18 protein-coding genes are annotated in these 16708 nt (G+C 72.3%); 11 read left to right on the forward strand and 7 right to left on the reverse strand.

All coding sequences use genetic code 11. The annotated features are described in order from the left end of the window. Positions 1-186: 186 nt before the first annotated feature. The 4 genes from ACZ49J_RS00690 to ACZ49J_RS00705 all read right to left on the reverse strand — a co-directional run bounded on the left by ACZ49J_RS00690 (position 187) and on the right by ACZ49J_RS00705 (position 3897). Positions 187-984 (reverse strand): sugar phosphate isomerase/epimerase family protein, encoded by a 798-nt coding sequence (locus ACZ49J_RS00690; RefSeq protein ID WP_467454734.1) that lies wholly within the window; start codon positions 982-984, stop codon positions 187-189. Positions 985-1153: 169 nt separating this feature from the next. Continuing rightward, complete coding sequence (locus ACZ49J_RS00695; protein ID WP_467454732.1) at positions 1154-2089, reverse strand: bifunctional helix-turn-helix transcriptional regulator/GNAT family N-acetyltransferase; 936 nt, start codon at positions 2087-2089, stop codon at positions 1154-1156. A gap of 159 nt (positions 2090-2248) precedes the next feature. Next, entirely contained in the window at positions 2249-2995 is a 747-nt protein-coding gene (locus tag ACZ49J_RS00700) for a GNAT family N-acetyltransferase (RefSeq protein WP_467454843.1), read from the reverse strand. A 326-nt stretch (positions 2996-3321) separates the two neighbouring features. Next, entirely contained in the window at positions 3322-3897 is a 576-nt protein-coding gene (locus tag ACZ49J_RS00705) for a TetR/AcrR family transcriptional regulator (RefSeq protein ID WP_467454731.1), read from the reverse strand. A 128-nt stretch (positions 3898-4025) separates the two neighbouring features. Between ACZ49J_RS00705 and ACZ49J_RS00710 the strand changes: the two genes are divergently transcribed. Further along, positions 4026-4424 carry a nuclear transport factor 2 family protein gene (locus ACZ49J_RS00710; protein WP_467454730.1) on the forward strand — a complete coding sequence of 133 codons (399 nt, stop codon included), beginning with the start codon at positions 4026-4028 and terminating at the stop codon, positions 4422-4424. Further along, on the forward strand, positions 4424-5296 hold the full coding sequence (locus ACZ49J_RS00715; RefSeq protein WP_467454729.1) for an NmrA family NAD(P)-binding protein: 873 nt from the start codon (positions 4424-4426) through the stop codon (positions 5294-5296). Before ACZ49J_RS00710 ends, ACZ49J_RS00715 begins: the two co-directional genes overlap by 1 nt. 29 nt (positions 5297-5325) lie before the next feature. Here the strand turns inward: ACZ49J_RS00715 and ACZ49J_RS00720 are convergent, their stop codons facing one another. Next, entirely contained in the window at positions 5326-6366 is a 1041-nt protein-coding gene (locus tag ACZ49J_RS00720) for a LacI family DNA-binding transcriptional regulator (RefSeq protein WP_467454728.1), read from the reverse strand. Between the two features lie 1124 nt (positions 6367-7490). Between ACZ49J_RS00720 and ACZ49J_RS00725 the strand changes: the two genes are divergently transcribed. The 5 genes from ACZ49J_RS00725 (at position 7491) to ACZ49J_RS00745 (ending at position 11412) form a co-directional block, all read left to right on the forward strand. Continuing rightward, positions 7491-8642: a Gfo/Idh/MocA family protein gene (locus ACZ49J_RS00725; RefSeq protein WP_467454727.1), complete on the forward strand. Its 1152-nt coding sequence runs from the start codon at positions 7491-7493 to the stop codon at positions 8640-8642. Beyond that, positions 8639-9793: a dihydrodipicolinate synthase family protein gene (locus ACZ49J_RS00730; RefSeq protein ID WP_467454725.1), complete on the forward strand. Its 1155-nt coding sequence runs from the start codon at positions 8639-8641 to the stop codon at positions 9791-9793. The genes ACZ49J_RS00725 and ACZ49J_RS00730 overlap by 4 nt, the downstream gene beginning before the upstream one ends. A gap of 74 nt (positions 9794-9867) precedes the next feature. After that, positions 9868-10665: a sugar phosphate isomerase/epimerase family protein gene (locus ACZ49J_RS00735; protein ID WP_467454841.1), complete on the forward strand. Its 798-nt coding sequence runs from the start codon at positions 9868-9870 to the stop codon at positions 10663-10665. A gap of 76 nt (positions 10666-10741) precedes the next feature. Continuing rightward, positions 10742-11023, forward strand: a complete 282-nt coding sequence (locus tag ACZ49J_RS00740) for an Arc family DNA-binding protein (protein ID WP_467454723.1) — start codon at positions 10742-10744, stop codon at positions 11021-11023. Further along, entirely contained in the window at positions 11020-11412 is a 393-nt protein-coding gene (locus tag ACZ49J_RS00745) for a PIN domain-containing protein (protein WP_467454721.1), read from the forward strand. The genes ACZ49J_RS00740 and ACZ49J_RS00745 overlap by 4 nt, the downstream gene beginning before the upstream one ends. A gap of 36 nt (positions 11413-11448) precedes the next feature. Here the strand turns inward: ACZ49J_RS00745 and ACZ49J_RS00750 are convergent, their stop codons facing one another. Together ACZ49J_RS00750 and ACZ49J_RS00755 are read right to left on the reverse strand one after the other, a co-directional pair. Then, positions 11449-12603, reverse strand: coding sequence for a MalY/PatB family protein (locus ACZ49J_RS00750; RefSeq protein WP_467454719.1), 1155 nt, complete (start codon positions 12601-12603; stop codon positions 11449-11451). Further along, on the reverse strand, positions 12587-12727 hold the full coding sequence (locus ACZ49J_RS00755) for a hypothetical protein (protein ID WP_467454718.1): 141 nt from the start codon (positions 12725-12727) through the stop codon (positions 12587-12589). The genes ACZ49J_RS00750 and ACZ49J_RS00755 overlap by 17 nt, the downstream gene beginning before the upstream one ends. A gap of 289 nt (positions 12728-13016) precedes the next feature. Between ACZ49J_RS00755 and ACZ49J_RS00760 the strand changes: the two genes are divergently transcribed. From ACZ49J_RS00760 to ACZ49J_RS00775, 4 genes are all read left to right on the forward strand, one after another. Further along, positions 13017-13793, forward strand: a complete 777-nt coding sequence (locus ACZ49J_RS00760) for an NPP1 family protein (protein WP_467454717.1) — start codon at positions 13017-13019, stop codon at positions 13791-13793. 355 nt (positions 13794-14148) lie between these two features. Further along, a complete protein-coding gene (locus tag ACZ49J_RS00765; protein WP_467454715.1) occupies positions 14149-15210 on the forward strand; it encodes a helix-turn-helix domain-containing protein in 1062 nt (353 codons plus the stop codon). A 78-nt stretch (positions 15211-15288) separates the two neighbouring features. Beyond that, positions 15289-15714, forward strand: coding sequence for a hypothetical protein (locus ACZ49J_RS00770; protein ID WP_467454714.1), 426 nt, complete (start codon positions 15289-15291; stop codon positions 15712-15714). Positions 15715-15795: 81 nt separating this feature from the next. Next, on the forward strand, positions 15796-16701 hold the full coding sequence (locus ACZ49J_RS00775; protein ID WP_467454713.1) for a hypothetical protein: 906 nt from the start codon (positions 15796-15798) through the stop codon (positions 16699-16701). Positions 16702-16708: the final 7 nt, after the last annotated feature.

The following is a 16708-nucleotide window of genomic DNA, read 5'->3' on the forward strand; positions in this document are numbered from 1 at the left end:
TCAGTAATGGACACGATTCAGCCGGAGTCGCCGTTCCGCTTGCGCCGGCGGACGGGATGGCACTTCGTGTCCTGCCGCCTCGTCGGGCCGCCTCGTCGGGCCGCCTCGTCGGGCCGCCTCGTCGGGCCGCCTCGTCGGGCCGCCTCGTCGGGCCGCCTCGTCGGACCGCCCCGTCGGGCCGCCCCGTCAGGCCGCGTCGTTCATGAGCCGGCCCAGGTGCTCCCGGCCCGCCCGCAGCAGCCCGGGCAGCGGCGCGGCATCCTCGTACCAGCGCTTCTCGTACTCCCAGCACAGCCAGCCGTCATAGCCCTCACGGGAGAGCAGGTCGACGCACTCGGTGAGCGGCAGCACGCCCGCGCCGAGCGGCAGTGGAGTGGTGTCGTCGGCCGAGGCGATGTCCTTGACCTGCACGTACCCCAGGAACGGGGAGAGCGCCGCGTACGAGGCCGCGGGGTCCTCGCCGCCCAGCCAGGTGTGCATGACGTCCCAGAGCGCGCCGACCTGACGGTGGCCGACCAGCCCGAGCACACGCATCGCGTCGGCTGCGGTCCGGTGCGAGTCATGGGTCTCCAGCAGGATGCGCGCGCCGGCGTCGGTGGCGTACTCGGCCGCCGTGCCGAGCCGCCGGGCCGCGATCGCGTCCGCCTCCCCGGCGTCCTGCTCACCGCCGCCGGGGAAGACGCGGACGTAGGGGGCGCCCAGGTCGCGTGCCAGGTCGAGGAGCGCGTGCAGTTCGGCCAGTACGGGCTCGTCGTCGCCCGGCGCCGCCACCCGCGCGTACCCCGCGAGCCCCAGGATCTCGACGCCCGCCGCCTTGAACTCGGCGGCCACGTCGGCCCGTTCGCCGGCTCCCAGCCCGGTGTGCACCGGCTCCTCGGGGTGCGTACGCAACTCGACGCCGTGGTAACCGTGCTCGACCGCCAGTCGCAGCACGTCGGTCAGCGGGAGACCGGGGACGCCGAGGGTGGAGAAGGCCAGTTTCACGAAATCCCACCTCGCTCAGGAACTACGGGCACCCGGGGCAGCCGGGCATGCGGCGGACGATACCCGTCGCACGGCGAACGACAACCGCCACACGGCGAGCGGACACCGGCACCCGGCGGGCGACAACCGTCACACGGCCGACGCCCCCGCCTCCTGGGCCGGTACCCAGTCACTCGGCCGCGTCACCCCGCAGGTCCAGCCGCCAGTCCTGGCCCACGAGATCCACGCCGAAGGAGCGGTGGGGTTTCTCGGCGACCAATGTGAAGCCGTGGTGCTGGTAGATCCTGCGGGCCGAGCCCAGGCAGTCGTTCGTCCAGAGCACCATCTCGCGGTAACCGGCCTCGCGCGCGAAGTCGACGCAGGCCTTCACCAGCCGGTTGCCGATCCCCAGCCCCCGCGCGTCCGGCTCGACCAGGAGCAGCCGGAGCCGGGCCGCCTCCGGCGCGTCGTCGCGTACGCACATCACACACCCGACCGGCCGCCCGTCCAGCTCGGCGACCCACGTACGCTCCAGGTGCGGGTCGTGGTCCTCGGCGTAGTCCGCGACGATCCTGGCGACCAGGCCCTCGTAGTCCGCGTTGAACCCGTACTCCGCCGCGTAGACGGCGGCGTTCCGCTGCACGATCCAGCCCAGGTCACCGGGCCCGGGCTCGCGCAGGGTCACGTCCTCGGGGCGGGGCTCGCGGCCGTCGGCCAGGACCGTTCGGATGGTGCGCATGGCCTCGGCGAGCCGGGGCCGGTCCACGGCCGGAACCCGGGCCAGCAGCGAGCTCACCGCCTCGCTGGACCGCTCGTTCAGCAGCTCGGCCGTCTCCCGCCCGCGCGCGGTCAGGGTGACTTGGCGGCGTCGCGGGTCCGTCGTCGACCGCGACCGCTCGACCAGCCCGTCCTCCTCGAACTTGGCCAGCAGCCGGCTCAGGTACCCCGAGTCCAGCGACAGTTCGGCCCGCAGATCGGCCGCGTCGGTACGCGCGGCGTGCGCCAGCTCCCACAGCACGCGTGCCTCGGTGAGGGTGTACGGCGCGTAGACGTGGCGGCCGTAGTCCAGCGCGCCGATGACGTTCGTGTAGAAGCGGTTGAACGAGCGGATGTCCTGCACGGTCATGATCATCGCCCCCTGAGCCCGAGCCGCGATCTCTGACTCAGTCAGAGATGTGTGGTGCGGCGAGCCTACGACCGGGCCCCTCCGGGCGTCCAGGGACGGGGCGGGAGCCCATCGGCCCGCCCCGTCCGCGGACGTCACCGCCCGGGCCTCATGAAGACGTCACCCCTCAAGCCTCATGTACAGGCGCGTGCCGTGCGGCCGGTAGCCGACGCGTTCGTAGACCCGGCGGGAGCCCTCGCCCCCGTACTCCAGCCAGACCGACCGCGCTCCGCGGGCGAACATGACCTCGGTCAGCGCCGCCGTGACGGATGCGGCGACGCCCCGGCCGCGGAAGGCGGGTCGGGTGCCCACGCCGGCCAGTTCCGAGGTGCCCACGGCCGGCGCGGAGCAGGAGGCCGCCCCGGCGCAGCCGCCGTCGGGAGCGCGGACGAACCGGACCGCTCCGCCGCTGTCCTGGGCGCGCCTGAGCCGGGCCACCCCCGCTGGGGACGAGACGAACGTACCGGTGAAGGCCTCGGCGAGCGCGGCGTCGATCGACGCGTACTCCTCGTCCGTGCGCGGGGTTTCGACCACGTTGCCCGGCGGCAGCGTCAGCGTGGCGGGGACGCAGACCAGGTACTCGTTGACCGCCTCGGTGGTGAATCCCGCATCCCGCAGGGCCTGTTCCACGGCGGGCGCCCCGTCGGGAGCGAACTCCAGCCGGGGGACGAGACCGCGCTCGCGGAACGCCTCGACCAGTGCCGTGACGTCCCGGCGGCCGGGACGGGCGCCCGGCAGAGGGCTCGCGTAGTTGATGTACGGGCTGGGGGTCGAGGGGTCGAAGCCGGCGACGAAACCGCCGACTTCGGCGACCTCGGGACGGCGGCGAAGGTTGGCGACGGCGAAGCTCTGGACGTCGATGTCCATGGTGATGGTGACCTCGCGTGGATGGAGTGGTGCGTCCGGGATGGACACATGACGTGTGATGGTGCGTCGGGCACCGCTTCGTCGGGCCGCCGTGAGGAGACGCGAATGGCACTGGTGGCCGTGCTGCCGCTGGGGCAGACGGTTCGTTCAGTACCGACGGCGGCCGCTGGGGGACGCCGCAGTCATGGGCTTCAGTCCTTCGCCGTGCGTCGTGGGTGACGTGAGTGAGGTGAGTGAGAGGGCTGGTGAGCGCGTCCGCGGGCTGGACGCCGAACGGACGATCTCACCCCCAGGAGGCCCGGGGCAACCGGTTTTCGGTTACGGCGTCAGGCCCCGATCACCGAGTCGCACAGCGCGGCCAGCCCCGCGCGCATCCGCTCCGGCGGTACGCCGTTCCCGCTCAGGTGGTCGACGAGGTCGGCGCGGACCGCGGCGAGCAGGGCGTGGGCCAGGAAGTCGGTGTCGCCGGTCGGGGAGGTGCGCGCCTCGGTGAGCAGGGCGGCGAGCTGGGCGTGCAGGACGGAGTAGGTCTCGTTGCGGTAGGGGCTGCCGACGCCCGCGTTCTCCAGGGCGAGGGTCAGCGGCCGGTGGTCGAGCTTGAAGGACAGCAGCGCGTCCAGCAGTGCGGGGATCCGCTCGCGCGCGGGAGCGCCGGGTCCCAGCGGGGGCGGTCCCTCGGCGACGGCCGTGCGCAGTTCCTCGGTGCGCTGCTCGACGAGGGCGCGGATCAGGCCCGTGCGGTCGCCGAAGCGGCGGAACAGGGTGCCCTTGCCGACGCCGGCCGCGGCGGCGACGTCGTCCATGCTCACGCGCTCCGGGTCGCCGCGCTCGGCGAACAGGCGGGCCGCGGCGGCGAGGACCGCCTCGCGGTTGCGGGCGGCGTCGGCTCGTTCCCTGCGCATGGCCGGTCTTCTCCTTCGGTCGTTTTGCTAAGCGGACTGGCGGTCCGTATATTGGGTCGCCCGCCCTAAGCGGACTATCGGTCCGCATTCTAGGGGTGACAGGAAACCAGGGGAGGAGCGGTCGACTCATGACGCCCGAGGACGTGTACCGCAGGAGCCGAGAGCTGCTGCTGGCCGAGGACATACCCGGCTGGGTGGAACTGTGGGACGAGGACGGAGTGATGGAGTTCCCGTTCGCGCCGCCGGGCGCCCCGGTGCGCCTGGCGGGCAGGGCCGCCGTGTCCGAGTACATGAAGGGCTATCCGGACCTCGTCCGGCTGACCGCCATCGACGAGGTCGTCCACCGCACGGAGGACCCCGAGGTGATCGTCGTCGAGATGCGGGCCCGGGGGCAGGCGGTGGCGACCGGGAAGCCGTACGAGATGTCCTACGTCGCCGTCCTCACGGTCCGGGACGGCCGGATCGTCCACTACCGGGACTACTGGAATCCGCTCGCCGCGGCCGAGGCGCTCGGCTGGGAGCTGTGATGGAAGGCCGCCTCACGACGGGTCACACCAGCGGCGCGGTCCTCGTCACCGGGGCCACCGGCACCACCGGCTCCCGGATCGCCCGGCGCCTGACCGCACTCGGCTTCACCGTACGGGCGGCAAGCCGCCGGCCCCACCCGGCAGCCGCCGGGGCCGTACGGTTCGACTGGGGCGACCCGGCGAGTCACGGCGTCGCCCTCACCGGGGTGAGCCGCGTCTACCTCGTGCCCCCGGTGGGCAGCGTGGAGCCGGAGGCCGTGATGGTGCCGTTCCTGGAGCGGGCGCTGGCGGCCGGGGTCCACCGGATGGTGCTCCTCAGCTCCTCGGCCATCCCGGAGGGAGACCGGGGCGTGGGCGCCGTGCACCGGTGGCTGCGCCGGCACGCCCCGGAGTGGGCCGTGCTGCGGCCCTCCTGGTTCATGCAGAACTTCGTCGGAGACCACACCCACGCCGACTCGATCCGCGCCACGGGCACCCTCACCACCGCCACCGGCGACGGCCGCGTCGCCTTCGTGGACGCCGACGACATCGCCGAGGTGGCCGTGCGCGCCCTGACCGACGAGCACGCGCACAACACCGACCACCTGATCACCGGCCCCGAGGCGCTGTCGTACGCGGACGTCGCCGCCGTCATCTCCACGGCCGCCGGCCGCCCCGTACGGCACGTGCCCGTGTCCCACGAGACCATGTGCGCCCACCTGGCGGCCTCCGGCATCCCCGACCGGTTCGCCGAACTGCTCGCCGGGCTGGACCGTGCCATCGCCGAGGGCGCGGAGGACCGGACGAGCCCCACCGTCGAGAAGGTCACCGGCCGGGCCCCGCGCTCGTTCGCCGCCTTCGCCGATGGGCATCGCGACGCCTGGCGGGCGTAGCGCCGAGGGCCCGAACGTGTGGCGCCGCCTTACTCCCGCGGCACTCCCGTCGACCCCCGCACCATCAGCTCCCCGCGCACGGTGGCGATCCCGCCCGGCGGGGCCTCCTCGCGGCCCATGGCGATGCGGCCCGCCCGGGCGCCCGCCTCCGCGAGGGGCAGGCGGACCGTCGTCAGGGCCGGTACCGCGTCGATGGCGAAGGGGAGGTCGTCGAAGCCGGCCACCGACACGTCGTCGGGGATGCGCAGGCCGGAGTCGCGGAGTGCGGCGCAGGCGCCGAGCGCGACGGTGTCGTTGGCCGCCACCACCGCCGTGAGCGACGGGTCGCGGCGCAGGAGTTCCAGGGTGGCCTCGTAGCCGGCCTGGCGGTCGTAGCGGCCGTGCACCGTGCGCTTGGGGTCGTCCTCGATGCCGTGGGCGGCCAGCGCGTCGCGGTGGCCCTCCAGGCGGTGGCGGGTGGTCGTGCGCTCCTCGGGGCCCGCGATGTAGCCGAGGCGGCGGTGGCCGAGGCCGATGAGGTGCTCGGTGAGCTGCCGGCCGCCGCCGCGGTTGTCGAAGGTGATGGCGATCGCGTCGGGCGAGGGCGGGCGTCCGCACAGGACGACGCGGGTGCCCGCGTCCGCCAGCTTGCGCACCTTGTTCTCGACCGCCGCCACGTGCGCCGCGTCCTCGACGGCACCACCGGTGAGGACCACCGCGGCGGCGCGCTGGCGCTGGAGGAGCGTGAGGTAGGTCAGCTCGCGCTCCGGGGAGCCGCCCGTGTTGCACACCACGGCCAGCCGCTCGCCGCCCGCCCGGCCGCCCGGACCGCCGATCTCCGACTGGATCGCGCTCGCCATGATCCCGAAGAAGGGGTCGGCGATGTCGTTCACCAGGATCCCCACCAGGTCGGAGGTGGCGGCCGCCAGCGCGCTCGCCGGGCCGTTCAGGACGTAGTCCAGCTCGTCCACCGCCCGCAGCACCCGCTCACGGGTGGACGCGGCCACCGGATAGTTCCCGTTCAGCACCCGGGAGACGGTCGCGGGCGACACCTGCGCGCGGGCCGCCACGTCCGCCAGGGTCACAGTCATCGTTCCTCGTCCTCCGGTCCGGTCCTCACCACGTCTGCTCGCCACCGTGTCGGTCGTCCGTCGTCTCGTCGTCTTCGGCACCCTACGGATCCCCGCACGGCACCCTCCCGCCCTCAGCACCACACAGCCACCCACGCCGCGCCGCACCGCACCACTTGCGTCGCCGCACGGTTGTCCGTTTCGCGCCGTTTGCACCGCCGCACGGTCGTCCGTGCCGCGCCGCTTTCGTCGCCGCACGGGTTGTCCGTGCCGCGCCGCTTTCGCCGCCGCACGGTCACCCACGCCGCGCCGCGCCGCACCACTTGCGTCGCCGCACGGTCGTCCGTGTCGCGCCGTTTGCACCGCCGCACGGTCGTCCGTGTCGCGCCGTTTGCGTCGCCGCACGGTCACCCGCCCTGCGCCGCTTTCGCCGCCGCACGGTCATCCGTGCCGCGCCGCCTTCACCGCCGCACGGTCGTCCGTGTCACGCCGCTTTCGCCGCCGCGCCAGCCACCTGCGCGCCGCTTTCGCCGCCGCACAGCCACCCGCGCCGCGCCGCCTTCAGCGCCGCGCAGTCACCCACGCGCCGCCCTCACCCAGACCCCTCAAGCCGTACTCCCACCCCACACGAGCCGTACTCCCACCTCACCCAAGCCGTACTCCACCCCGCGACCCGTACCCGGCCGCGCGACCAGCCGTACAGACGCCCGGCACCGCCGTCCCGGTTGCCGCACGACCCCACGCACTGGGCCGGAGGCCCACAGACCCGGCCGGAGGCCAAGCGGCGCCCGGCCGGAGGCCCACGCACCCGGCCGGAGGCCAAGCGGCGCCCGGCCGGAGGCCCACAGACCCGGCCGGAGGCCCACGCACCCGGCCGGAGGCCAAGCGGCGCCCGGCCGGAGGCCCACGCACCCGGCCGGAGGCCACACGGCACCCAGTCAGAAGCCTCACAGACGCCCCGCACGGGAAAGTCGTACACGAAACCGCGCATCTCTCACCCCGCGCGGTCTTGTCCGATCCGCCGCACAGAGGCTAGCGTCTCATCACATAGAAAGCGCTTGCTGTCACGCTCATCGGTAAAACCTCCGGAGGAACCTCCGAAGTGGGCGTACGCGGCGCAGGGCGCGTACGACGAAGGGAATGACGTGACACGCAAGACGGTGCGTATCGCCATGAACGGCGTGACCGGGCGCATGGGCTACCGCCAGCACCTCGTCCGGTCGATCCTGGCCCTCCGTGAGCAGGGCGGGCTCGACCTGGGCGACGGCACCGTGCTGTGGCCCGAACCGATCCTCGTCGGCCGCCGGGAGCACGCGCTCAGGGCGCTCGCCGAGCAGCACGGACTGGAGCACGTCTCGACGGACGTGGACGCGGTCCTCGCCGACGAGACCGTGGACATCTACTTCGACGCCCAGGTCACCTCCGCCCGCGAGGAGGCGATCAAGAAGGCGATCGCCGCCGGCAAGCACATCTACACCGAGAAGCCGACCGCCACCGGCCTGGAGGGCGCCCTGGAGCTGGCCCGCCTCGCGAACGCGGCCGGCATCAAGCACGGCGTGGTCCAGGACAAGCTGTTCCTCCCCGGCCTGCTCAAGCTCAAGCGGCTGATCGACGGCGGCTTCTTCGGCCGCATCCTCTCCATCCGGGGCGAGTTCGGCTACTGGGTCTTCGAGGGCGACTGGCAGCCCGCCCAGCGCCCCTCCTGGAACTACCGCGCGGAGGACGGCGGCGGCATCGTCGTCGACATGTTCCCGCACTGGGAGTACGTCCTCCACGAGCTCTTCGGCCGGGTGAAGTCGGTGCAGGCCCTCACCGCCACGCACATCCCGCAGCGCTGGGACGAGCAGGACAAGCCCTACGACGCCACGGCCGACGACGCCGCGTACGGCGTCTTCGAGCTCGACGGCGGCGCCATCGCGCAGATCAACTCCTCCTGGGCCGTGCGCGTCAACCGCGACGAGCTGGTCGAGTTCCAGGTCGACGGCACGGAGGGCTCGGCGGTCGCCGGCCTGCGCAACTGCCGCGTCCAGCACCGGTCCGCCACCCCCAAGCCCGTGTGGAACCCGGACATCCCGGCCACCTACTCCTTCCGCGACCAGTGGCAGGAGGTCCCGGACAACGAGGAGTTCGACAACGGCTTCAAGGCCCAGTGGGAGCTGTTCCTCAAGCACGTCTACGCCGACGCGCCCTACCACTGGGACCTGCTGGCCGGCGCCCGCGGCGTCCAGCTCGCCGAGCTGGGCCTGAGGTCCTCGGCCGAGGGCCGCCGTCTCGACGTACCGGAGATCCAGCTGTGACGATCCGACTGCCCGGCGCCGACGGAGAGTTGCGCACCTACACTCCCCGCACGCAGCCGCTCGCCCTCGCCGCGGGCGCCCCCTTCACCTCCCGTACGGTCTTCTCCGCCGCCCACGTGGTCGCCGACCCGTACGCCGACGTGTCCCCCGACTCCCCGGCCGCCGTCGACTGGGACGCCACCCTCGCCTTCCGCCGCCACCTGTGGTCGCACGGCCTCGGCGTGGCCGAGGCCATGGACACCGCCCAGCGCGGGATGGGCCTGGACTGGGCGGGCGCTGCGGAACTGATCCGCCGCAGCGCCGCCGAGGCGAAGACGGCCGGCGGCCGGATCGCGTGCGGGGTCGGCACCGACCAGCTCACCGGCCCGGCCTTTCTGGAGGAGATCCGCAAGGCGTACGAGGAGCAGCTGGCCGTCGTCGAGGAGTCGGGCGCCCAGGCGATCCTGATGGCCTCCCGCGCCCTCGCGGCGGCCGCCAAGGGCCCCGAGGACTACCTGGAGGTCTACGGCCACCTGCTGCGCCAGTCCGCCGAGCCGGTCGTCCTGCACTGGCTGGGCCCGATGTTCGACCCGGCGCTGGAGGGCTACTGGGGGTCGTCGGACCTGGACACGGCCACGGACACCTTCCTGGACGTGATCGCGGCACACCCGGACAAGGTGGACGGCATCAAGGTCTCCCTGCTGGACGCCCAGCGGGAGATCGACCTGCGCCGCCGCCTGCCCCACGGAGTCCGCTGCTACACCGGCGACGACTTCAACTACCCCGAGCTGATCGCGGGCGACGACCAGGGATTCAGCCACGCCCTGCTCGGCATCTTCGACCCGCTGGGCCCGCTGGCGGCCGAGGCGGTCCGCGTGCTGGACACGGGTGACGTGAAGGGCTTCCGCGAGCTCCTCGACCCGACGGTCGAGCTGTCCCGCCACCTCTTCCAGGCGCCCACCCGCTTCTACAAGACGGGCGTGGTCTTCCTGGCCTGGCTCTCGGGCCACCAGTCGCACTTCACGATGGTCGGCGGCCTGCAGTCGGCCCGCTCTCTCCCGCACCTCGCGAAGGCGTACGAACTGGCCGACGGCCTGGGCCTGTTCCCGGACCCGGCGCTCGCGGAGGCGCGCATGAGGAACCTGCTGACGGTGTACGGAGTGGCCCAGTGAGCGCGAACGGTGACACGACCGGCGTCACGAATGGTGAAACGACCGGCGACCTGTCCCGCTTCTCCATCAACCAGATGACGGTGAAGCAGCTGTCCATGCCCGAACTGGTCGAGGCGTGCGTCGAGTTGGGCGTCCCCGGCGTGGGACTGTGGCGCGAGCCGGTCCAGTCGTACGGCCTGGAGGCGACGGCCAAACTGGTCCGTGACGCGGGCCTCGCGGTCACGACCCTGTGCCGGGGCGGCTTCTTCACGGCCATCGACCCGGACGAGCGCGCCAGGGCCCTGGACGACAACCGCCGCGCCATCGACGAGGCGGCCACGCTCGGCACGGACACGCTGGTCCTGGTCTCCGGGGGCCTCCCGGCCGGCTCCAGGGACCTGCACGGCGCCCGTGAGCGCATCGCGGACGCGCTCGCCGAGCTGGGTCCGTACGCCGCCTCCCGTGGCGTACGGCTGGCCATCGAGCCGCTGCACCCGATGTTCGCCTCGGACCGCTGCGTGGTGTCCACCCTGGCCCAGGCCCTGGACCTCGCGGAGCGCTTCCCGGCGGACCAGGTGGGCTTGACCGTGGACACGTACCACATCTGGTGGGACGACAACGCGCCCGCCCAGATCGCCCGCGCGGGCGCGGGCGGCCGCATCCACACCTTCCAGCTCGCCGACTGGACCACCCCGTTGCCCGAGGGTGTGCTGACCGGGCGCGGCCAGATCGGCGACGGCGCGATCGACATGCGGGAGTGGAGGTCCTACGTCGAGGCCGCCGGCTACACCGGCCCCATCGAGGTCGAGCTCTTCAACGACGGCCTGTGGGCACGGGACGGCCGCGAGGTGCTGGCGGAGACGGCGGCGCGGTTCGTGGAGCACGCGCTGTAGCTCCGTGGCCGGGGTGCACCGGGCGTTGTATACGTGACGTACACACCAGGGCGTATACGTCACGTATACTCGTCGCATGTCCGACGTCATGATCCGCGTACCCGCCGAAGTCCGTGACCAGCTTGCCGCCGTGGCCGAGGCGCGGGGCACGAGTCTCCGTGCTCTCATGCAGGACATAGCAGCTCAGACGCTGACTCCCGAGCAGATCAAGGAACGTGCCGACCGCACCCGAGCCCTGCTCGCCGAGCGCTTCGACCACGTCGTGTCGGACGAGGAGTCCGCCGAGATGCGGCGCAGGATGCGGGAGGCCACCGCCGCTCACCGAGCCCGCCTCGCCGAGGCGGAGGACTCCCGTTGAGCCGGACCGAGCATTACGTCCTCGACGCCCCCACCCTCGTGGCGATGGGTGGCAACAAGCAGGTCTTCGGACTCATTCACGCCGCCGCCGCGAGCGACGACGTGCGCCTGTGGGTGCCTGTCCTGTGTCTTCTGGAGGCAGAGCGCGAGCGCGAGGGGATCGTCGGCCACGTAGGGGTACTGGTGGACGTCCTGCATGTTCTGGAGGACGACTACGCGATGGCCGTGACCGTCGCCGAGTTGAGTGGCGCGGGTGTCGCGTTCGGTGTCTCGGCCGCCGTTCACGCCGCGCGGCCGAACCAGATGCTTCCCGTGGGAGGACTGATCGCGACTGTCGCACCAGAACCCTACGGGGGGCTTGGCGTCGGGGTCATGGACCTGAATCGCTGACGCGGCCCGGGTCGCCCGTCTGGCTCGACAACCTGCTCAGACAGCGGCAGCCATCCGCCGTACCGCCTCGGTGATCAGCTCCGGCGAGGTCGCCAGGTTCAAGCGGGCGAAGCCCGCGCCGCCGGTGCCGAACGGCAACCCCGAGTTCAGGGCCACCCGGCCGCGCTCCAGGAAGACCCCGGCCGGGTCGTCACCGAGCCCCAGCTCCCGGCAGTCCAGCCATGCCAGGTAGGTGCCCTGAGCCGGTTCGTACCCGATGGGGGGCAGGTGCTCGGCCAGCAGGTCCCCCAGGAGCCGGCGGTTGTGGTCGAGCCCGGACAGCACCGCGTCGAGCCAGTCGCCGCCGTCCCGCAGGGCCGCGGTGTGGGCGATGATCCCGACGTGGCTGGGACCGTGGCCGACCTCCTCGGGGAGGCGGGCGAGGTCCCCGGCCGCGTCGGGCCCGGCGATCGCGAGGGCGGCCTTGAGCCCGGCCAGGTTCCACGCCTTGGACGCCGACATCAACGACAGTCCGTACTCCCCGCCGGGAACGCTCAGGTACGGCACGAAGGACACGCCCGCGGCCACGATCGGGGCGTGGATCTCGTCCACCACGACACGCACCCCGTACGTCCGCGCCAGCCGGGCGACCCGTGACAGCTCGTCGGTGGTGTGCACGACTCCGGTCGGGTTGTGCGGGCTGCACAGCAGATACGCCGGCCGGTCCGCCCGCTCCGCGACACGTCGGAAGGTCTCCTCCAGGACCGCGAAGTCGATCCGCCCGTCCCCGCCCAGCGGAGCCTCGACGACCGGTCGCCCCATGTTCCCGACGAAATGATAGAAGGGCGGATACACCGGGGAGTTGACGACCACGGGGTCGCCCGGTCCGGAGACCAGCTTGAGCATCTCGACGATGCCCAGCATCACGTCGGGCACGATGGCCGTCCGCTCGACGGCCAGTCCGTCCCAGCCCCACCGCTCCCGGGCGAAGCCGGCCAGCGCCTCGGCGTACGCCGTCCCGGCCGGATAGCCGGTGTCCCCGAGTGCCACGGCGTCGGTGACCGCCCGCGCCACCGGCTCGGCCAACGGCACGTCCATCTCGGCCACCCAGAGCGGCAGGACGTCCTCGGGGTACGTCCGCCACTTCATGCTCGTACGCCGCCGCAGCTGCTCCAGGGAGAGCTGCCGCAGCGGGTCAGCCCCGCGAGGCATGGGCGAGGAAGCCGGTCCAGGCGGTGGCGCTGGTGGCGACGACGGTGGAGGCGGTGGCCACCGCGACGCGGTCGTCGCCGGACGCGCTGCCGCTTGTCGACCAGGCCGGTTCGGGGAAGCTCATGGGTCTCCTCGCGTCCGCTGCGGCAGGCTCACGGAGTCCTGCGTGGTGAGCGCCTGTGCACGCATCCTGACACAGCGCGGCCGGAGGCGCCGAGACAGGTCTCACCGAAGGGTTACTGGCGAGTTCGTTCATCCGCTACTCTCAGCCGACCCCGGCGCCCTCCGGTAGTTGGCCCGCCCTTCGCAGCCCTGACATGTGGTTACTCCTTGCTCTTCACGGGGTGCCGGGACCGTGATCACGCGTGTCAGTCGGACCGCGTTCCCCCCTCGTGACCGTTCAGAAGGACGCAATGAGCCTCAGATCGCGCATCTGCAAGTCATCGTTCGTCATGGGCATGGCGGCAGTGGTGACCGTCACCTTCGCGAGCAGCGCCTCCGCCGCCGTACTGGCGCCCCTCCCGGCCAACGCCACCACGTTCCAGCGGGCGTTCGAGCCGGTCTACGACTACGACACGGACAGCTGTTACCCCGCGGCCGCCGTCGACGCGGGCGGGAACCTCAACGGCGGCCTCAACCCCTCCGGGTCGATCACCGGCGGCTGCCGCACCGCCAGCCACCTCGACAACGACAACAGTTACTCGCGGGCCAAGTGCAACCAGGGCTGGTGCGGGATCATCTACGCCAGCTACTTCGAGAAGGACCAGGCGACCGTGTTCGGCGGCGGCCACCGGCACGACTGGGAGTCCGTGGTGGTCTGGGTCCAGCAGGGGGCGAGCCGGCCCTCCTACGTGTCCACCTCCGCCCACGGCGGCTACAGCACCTACGCCGCCTCCGCGGTCGCGTGGTGGGACGCCGCCAGGACGCACCCCAAGATCGTGTACCACAAGGACGGCGTGAGCACCCACGCCTTCCGCCTCGCGGGTGCCTCCGAGGCACCGGAGAACGACACCGGGCAGTGGCACTGGGAGGACCTGGTCGGCTGGGACCAGTTCCCGTCGGCCTCGGTGCGCGACGCGCTGGCCAACAAGGACTGGGGCAGCGCCAACTTCCCCCTCAAGGAGGGCAACTTCGAGAACAACCTCAACAAGGCGAAGCCGTCCGGCATCACGTTCGACGCCTGGGGCTGATCGCGCGGCCCGGTCGCCGCGGCACGCTCCGCGGGCGCCTTCGCAGCGGCGGTCGCGGAGTGCTGTGCGCGGTGGGTGCAAAAAAATCACGAGCACCATGCAACCCTTCCGGCACTCAGCGTGTCGTACATGTCATCAGGGCCACTCGGAGGGGGATCCGGGGGGATCGCGGGGGGTTCTGACAGGAGGGGAAAGCCGAGGGGGCCCGGTCGGGAGAGCGGGCCCCCTCCACGTCTTCGGGCCCGTCGGCCGGTGTTTTCGGGCCATGTCGTGCGGCTGATAAGCGTGTTGCCCTCCGTGGCGGCCGTGCCCCACGCTGCTCCCCGGGCGGGACGACCGTAGGGGGGCAGGTCTTGTGCTGCGCATCCACTTCACGTCCGAGGACTTCGCACGCATCCAACTGGCCAGGGATCCCGATCCGATGTGGGAGATCGTGTGCAGCCTGCACCGGTTGCAGACGAGACGAGGACGCTGGGCCTTCGCCGACTGGCACCGCACCACCAGGGACACCCTCGCGGGTACCCAACTCGGTGACGTCGTACGTCGGTTACTCGTCCCGCTGATACCCCTGGCCCACTACTTCCCCGACTTCCTGACCCCGCACGAGGCCTCCGACGGACTGGACGAGGCGCTGGCGGCGATCGTCGACACCCCGGCCGCGCGGGTGGCCCACGAGGTGAACCTGCTGGACCGGACGAACGGCGCCCCCTCCTGGGCGCAGACACTGGCGGACCGCACGGCACGCGAGGAACTCGCCAAGATCCTGCGCGCCTACCACGAGGCCGCCGTCGCACCCCATCACGACCGCATCCACGCGATGATCGCCGGTGAACGTGCCCTGCGCGCCCGCGAGGCCCTCGACGCCGGCATCGGCGCACTGCTCGGCGGCCTCTCGCCCGCGATGCGCTGGCGGCCACCGGTGCTCCACGTCGACTACGTCGAGGACCGGGACCTGTACCTCGGGGGACGCGGACTGCGCCTCGTCCCCTCCTACTTCTGCTGGCAGTTGCCGATCTCCCTGGCCGACCCCGATCTGCGGCCAGTACTGATCTACCCCCTGCACGGCTCCCGGCTGCCGACACCGGAACGCCCGCCCGCGGCCTCCCTCGCCGCGCTCCTGGGCAGAACCCGCGCGGCAGCACTGCGGGCCCTCGCCCTCGGCGCCACGACGTCGGAACTCGCGCGCTCCCTCGGCGTCTCCCCGGCCACCGCCACCCACCACGCCACCGTGCTGCGCGACGCGGGCCTGGTCATGAGCCGACGCAGCAACAACACCGTGCTGCACACACTCACCCCTCTCGGAGCGGCGCTGCTCCGTCCCTCCAGTCCCAGCCCTCCCAAGGGCATCACGGACCTCGCCGGAACAACGGCTTCCGCCGCCTCGCCCCGGACTTTAGACACCGGTCGAAGGTCGTAGTACGGACGCGTGCCACTCTGCGAGCGTTTCCGGCGCCAGCACGCACCACGACCGAGCACCACGACCGAAGGGGGAAACATGAAGAGAACCATCGTCGCCGGCACCCTCGCCCTCGTCTCCGCCGCGACCTGCATGGTGGCACTGGCTCCCACGGCGTCCGCGGCGCCGCAGGCCTGCGTGACCCAGAGCCTGACCACCGGGTCCTACGAGGGCGTGGGCACCATCCGTTACAAGTCCGCCAGCAGCAGCTGCAACGACCTCAACCTCACCTACTCCGACGACACGGTGGCGGGCAACGACTTCTACGCCGGCCGGCTCCGCCGTTCCAACGGCACCTGGTTCACGTGCGCGAGGGGATACAAGTACCCCGACATCCGCATCTACGACGGCTCCCACAGCATCAACGACTCCAAGTTCTGGCTGTGCACCGACGTGAACGACAACACCCCGTTCACGGTGGCGAGCTACCTCGACGGCGGGGACTCCGTCCAGATCACCCACTGAGCAGGGCTCCGGGGGCATGGCCGGCCGCCGGCCGCGCCCCCGGGCATCGGGAGCACCGTCAGGAGGAGCGCAGTGTCAGGGATGATCCGTCCGGCGATCAGGCGCCGGCTGCCGGCGCACACCGCGGTCGCCATGGCCGTCGCCCTGCTCACCACCGCCTGCTCATCCGGTCCGGACACGGCGGACAAGCCGTCAAGGGGCACGCGAGCCGAGTCCGTGATCTCCGCCCGCCTCACCCGCAGCCTGCCGGACGACCCCGTTCGCATGGTGCTTCCCGTCTCCGGCGCCGAGACGCGCTGGACCCAGGGCCTGGCGGTCTTCGGGCAACAGGTGGCGCGCACCGCCGAGGCTTCCTGTGGCCGCGAGGCCGGCTCCCGCCCGCGCGAGCAGGACCCCCTCGCCTTCATCCCGTTCTCCGACATCCCGGACCTGGACTTCCTCGCCCGGCACGGCTTCGGCCGGAGCGCGGAGGTTCCCCGGTCCGCGCTTCCGGCGGCGAGTCCCGCGGCGAACCGTCCCAGCGGCTCCGGCCGCTCCGACGCGCCGAGCCGCTGCCGAGGCGAGGGAGCCACAGCGGGCCGCGCGGTGTTCGAGTCCTACGCCCCTCTCCAGGAACAGTGGTTCCGCGAACTCACGTCCCTGCGCCGCGATCCCGCCACGCTCCGGGCGCTGGACACCCTGCCCGGCTGTCTGGCCGGGTTCGGCCACCGCGTCCGTGACGAGGACGGTTTCCTCGGCCTCGTCGACTCCCGCCTGCTCAACGCCTCCACGGCCGAGTTCCCGCGCGTGGCCCGCGACCTCGGCCGCGCCTACGCCACCTGCATGCGCCCCGTGGAAGCCGTCCGCGAGCCCGCGCGCCTCCGCCTGCGCACCCGCTTCATCGCCGAACACGCCGACGAAGTCCGCGAGTTGCGCGAGAGTCTCGTACCGTCACTGCGCAGGGCCGAGAAGGAGTACGGCGCACGCCTCGTCTTCCCGGCGCCCTGACGGCACG

It is taken from the genome of Streptomyces sp. NPDC030840 (assembly GCF_055572015.1).

Coding starts and splice junctions, on each gene's coding strand:
- ACZ49J_RS00695 (WP_467454732.1), bottom strand. CDS start 2,089: ATGACCGTGCAGGACATCCGCTCGTTCAACCGCTTCTACACGAACGTC.
- ACZ49J_RS00700 (WP_467454843.1), bottom strand. CDS start 2,995: ATGGACATCGACGTCCAGAGCTTCGCCGTCGCCAACCTTCGCCGCCGT.
- ACZ49J_RS00705 (WP_467454731.1), bottom strand. CDS start 3,897: ATGCGCAGGGAACGAGCCGACGCCGCCCGCAACCGCGAGGCGGTCCTC.
- ACZ49J_RS00710 (WP_467454730.1), top strand. CDS start 4,026: ATGACGCCCGAGGACGTGTACCGCAGGAGCCGAGAGCTGCTGCTGGCC.
- ACZ49J_RS00715 (WP_467454729.1), top strand. CDS start 4,424: ATGGAAGGCCGCCTCACGACGGGTCACACCAGCGGCGCGGTCCTCGTC.
- ACZ49J_RS00720 (WP_467454728.1), bottom strand. CDS start 6,366: ATGACTGTGACCCTGGCGGACGTGGCGGCCCGCGCGCAGGTGTCGCCC.
- ACZ49J_RS00735 (WP_467454841.1), top strand. CDS start 9,868: ATGACGGTGAAGCAGCTGTCCATGCCCGAACTGGTCGAGGCGTGCGTC.
- ACZ49J_RS00740 (WP_467454723.1), top strand. CDS start 10,742: ATGTCCGACGTCATGATCCGCGTACCCGCCGAAGTCCGTGACCAGCTT.
- ACZ49J_RS00750 (WP_467454719.1), bottom strand. CDS start 12,603: ATGCCTCGCGGGGCTGACCCGCTGCGGCAGCTCTCCCTGGAGCAGCTG.
- ACZ49J_RS00755 (WP_467454718.1), bottom strand. CDS start 12,727: ATGAGCTTCCCCGAACCGGCCTGGTCGACAAGCGGCAGCGCGTCCGGC.
- ACZ49J_RS00760 (WP_467454717.1), top strand. CDS start 13,017: ATGAGCCTCAGATCGCGCATCTGCAAGTCATCGTTCGTCATGGGCATG.
- ACZ49J_RS00770 (WP_467454714.1), top strand. CDS start 15,289: ATGAAGAGAACCATCGTCGCCGGCACCCTCGCCCTCGTCTCCGCCGCG.
- ACZ49J_RS00775 (WP_467454713.1), top strand. CDS start 15,796: ATGATCCGTCCGGCGATCAGGCGCCGGCTGCCGGCGCACACCGCGGTC.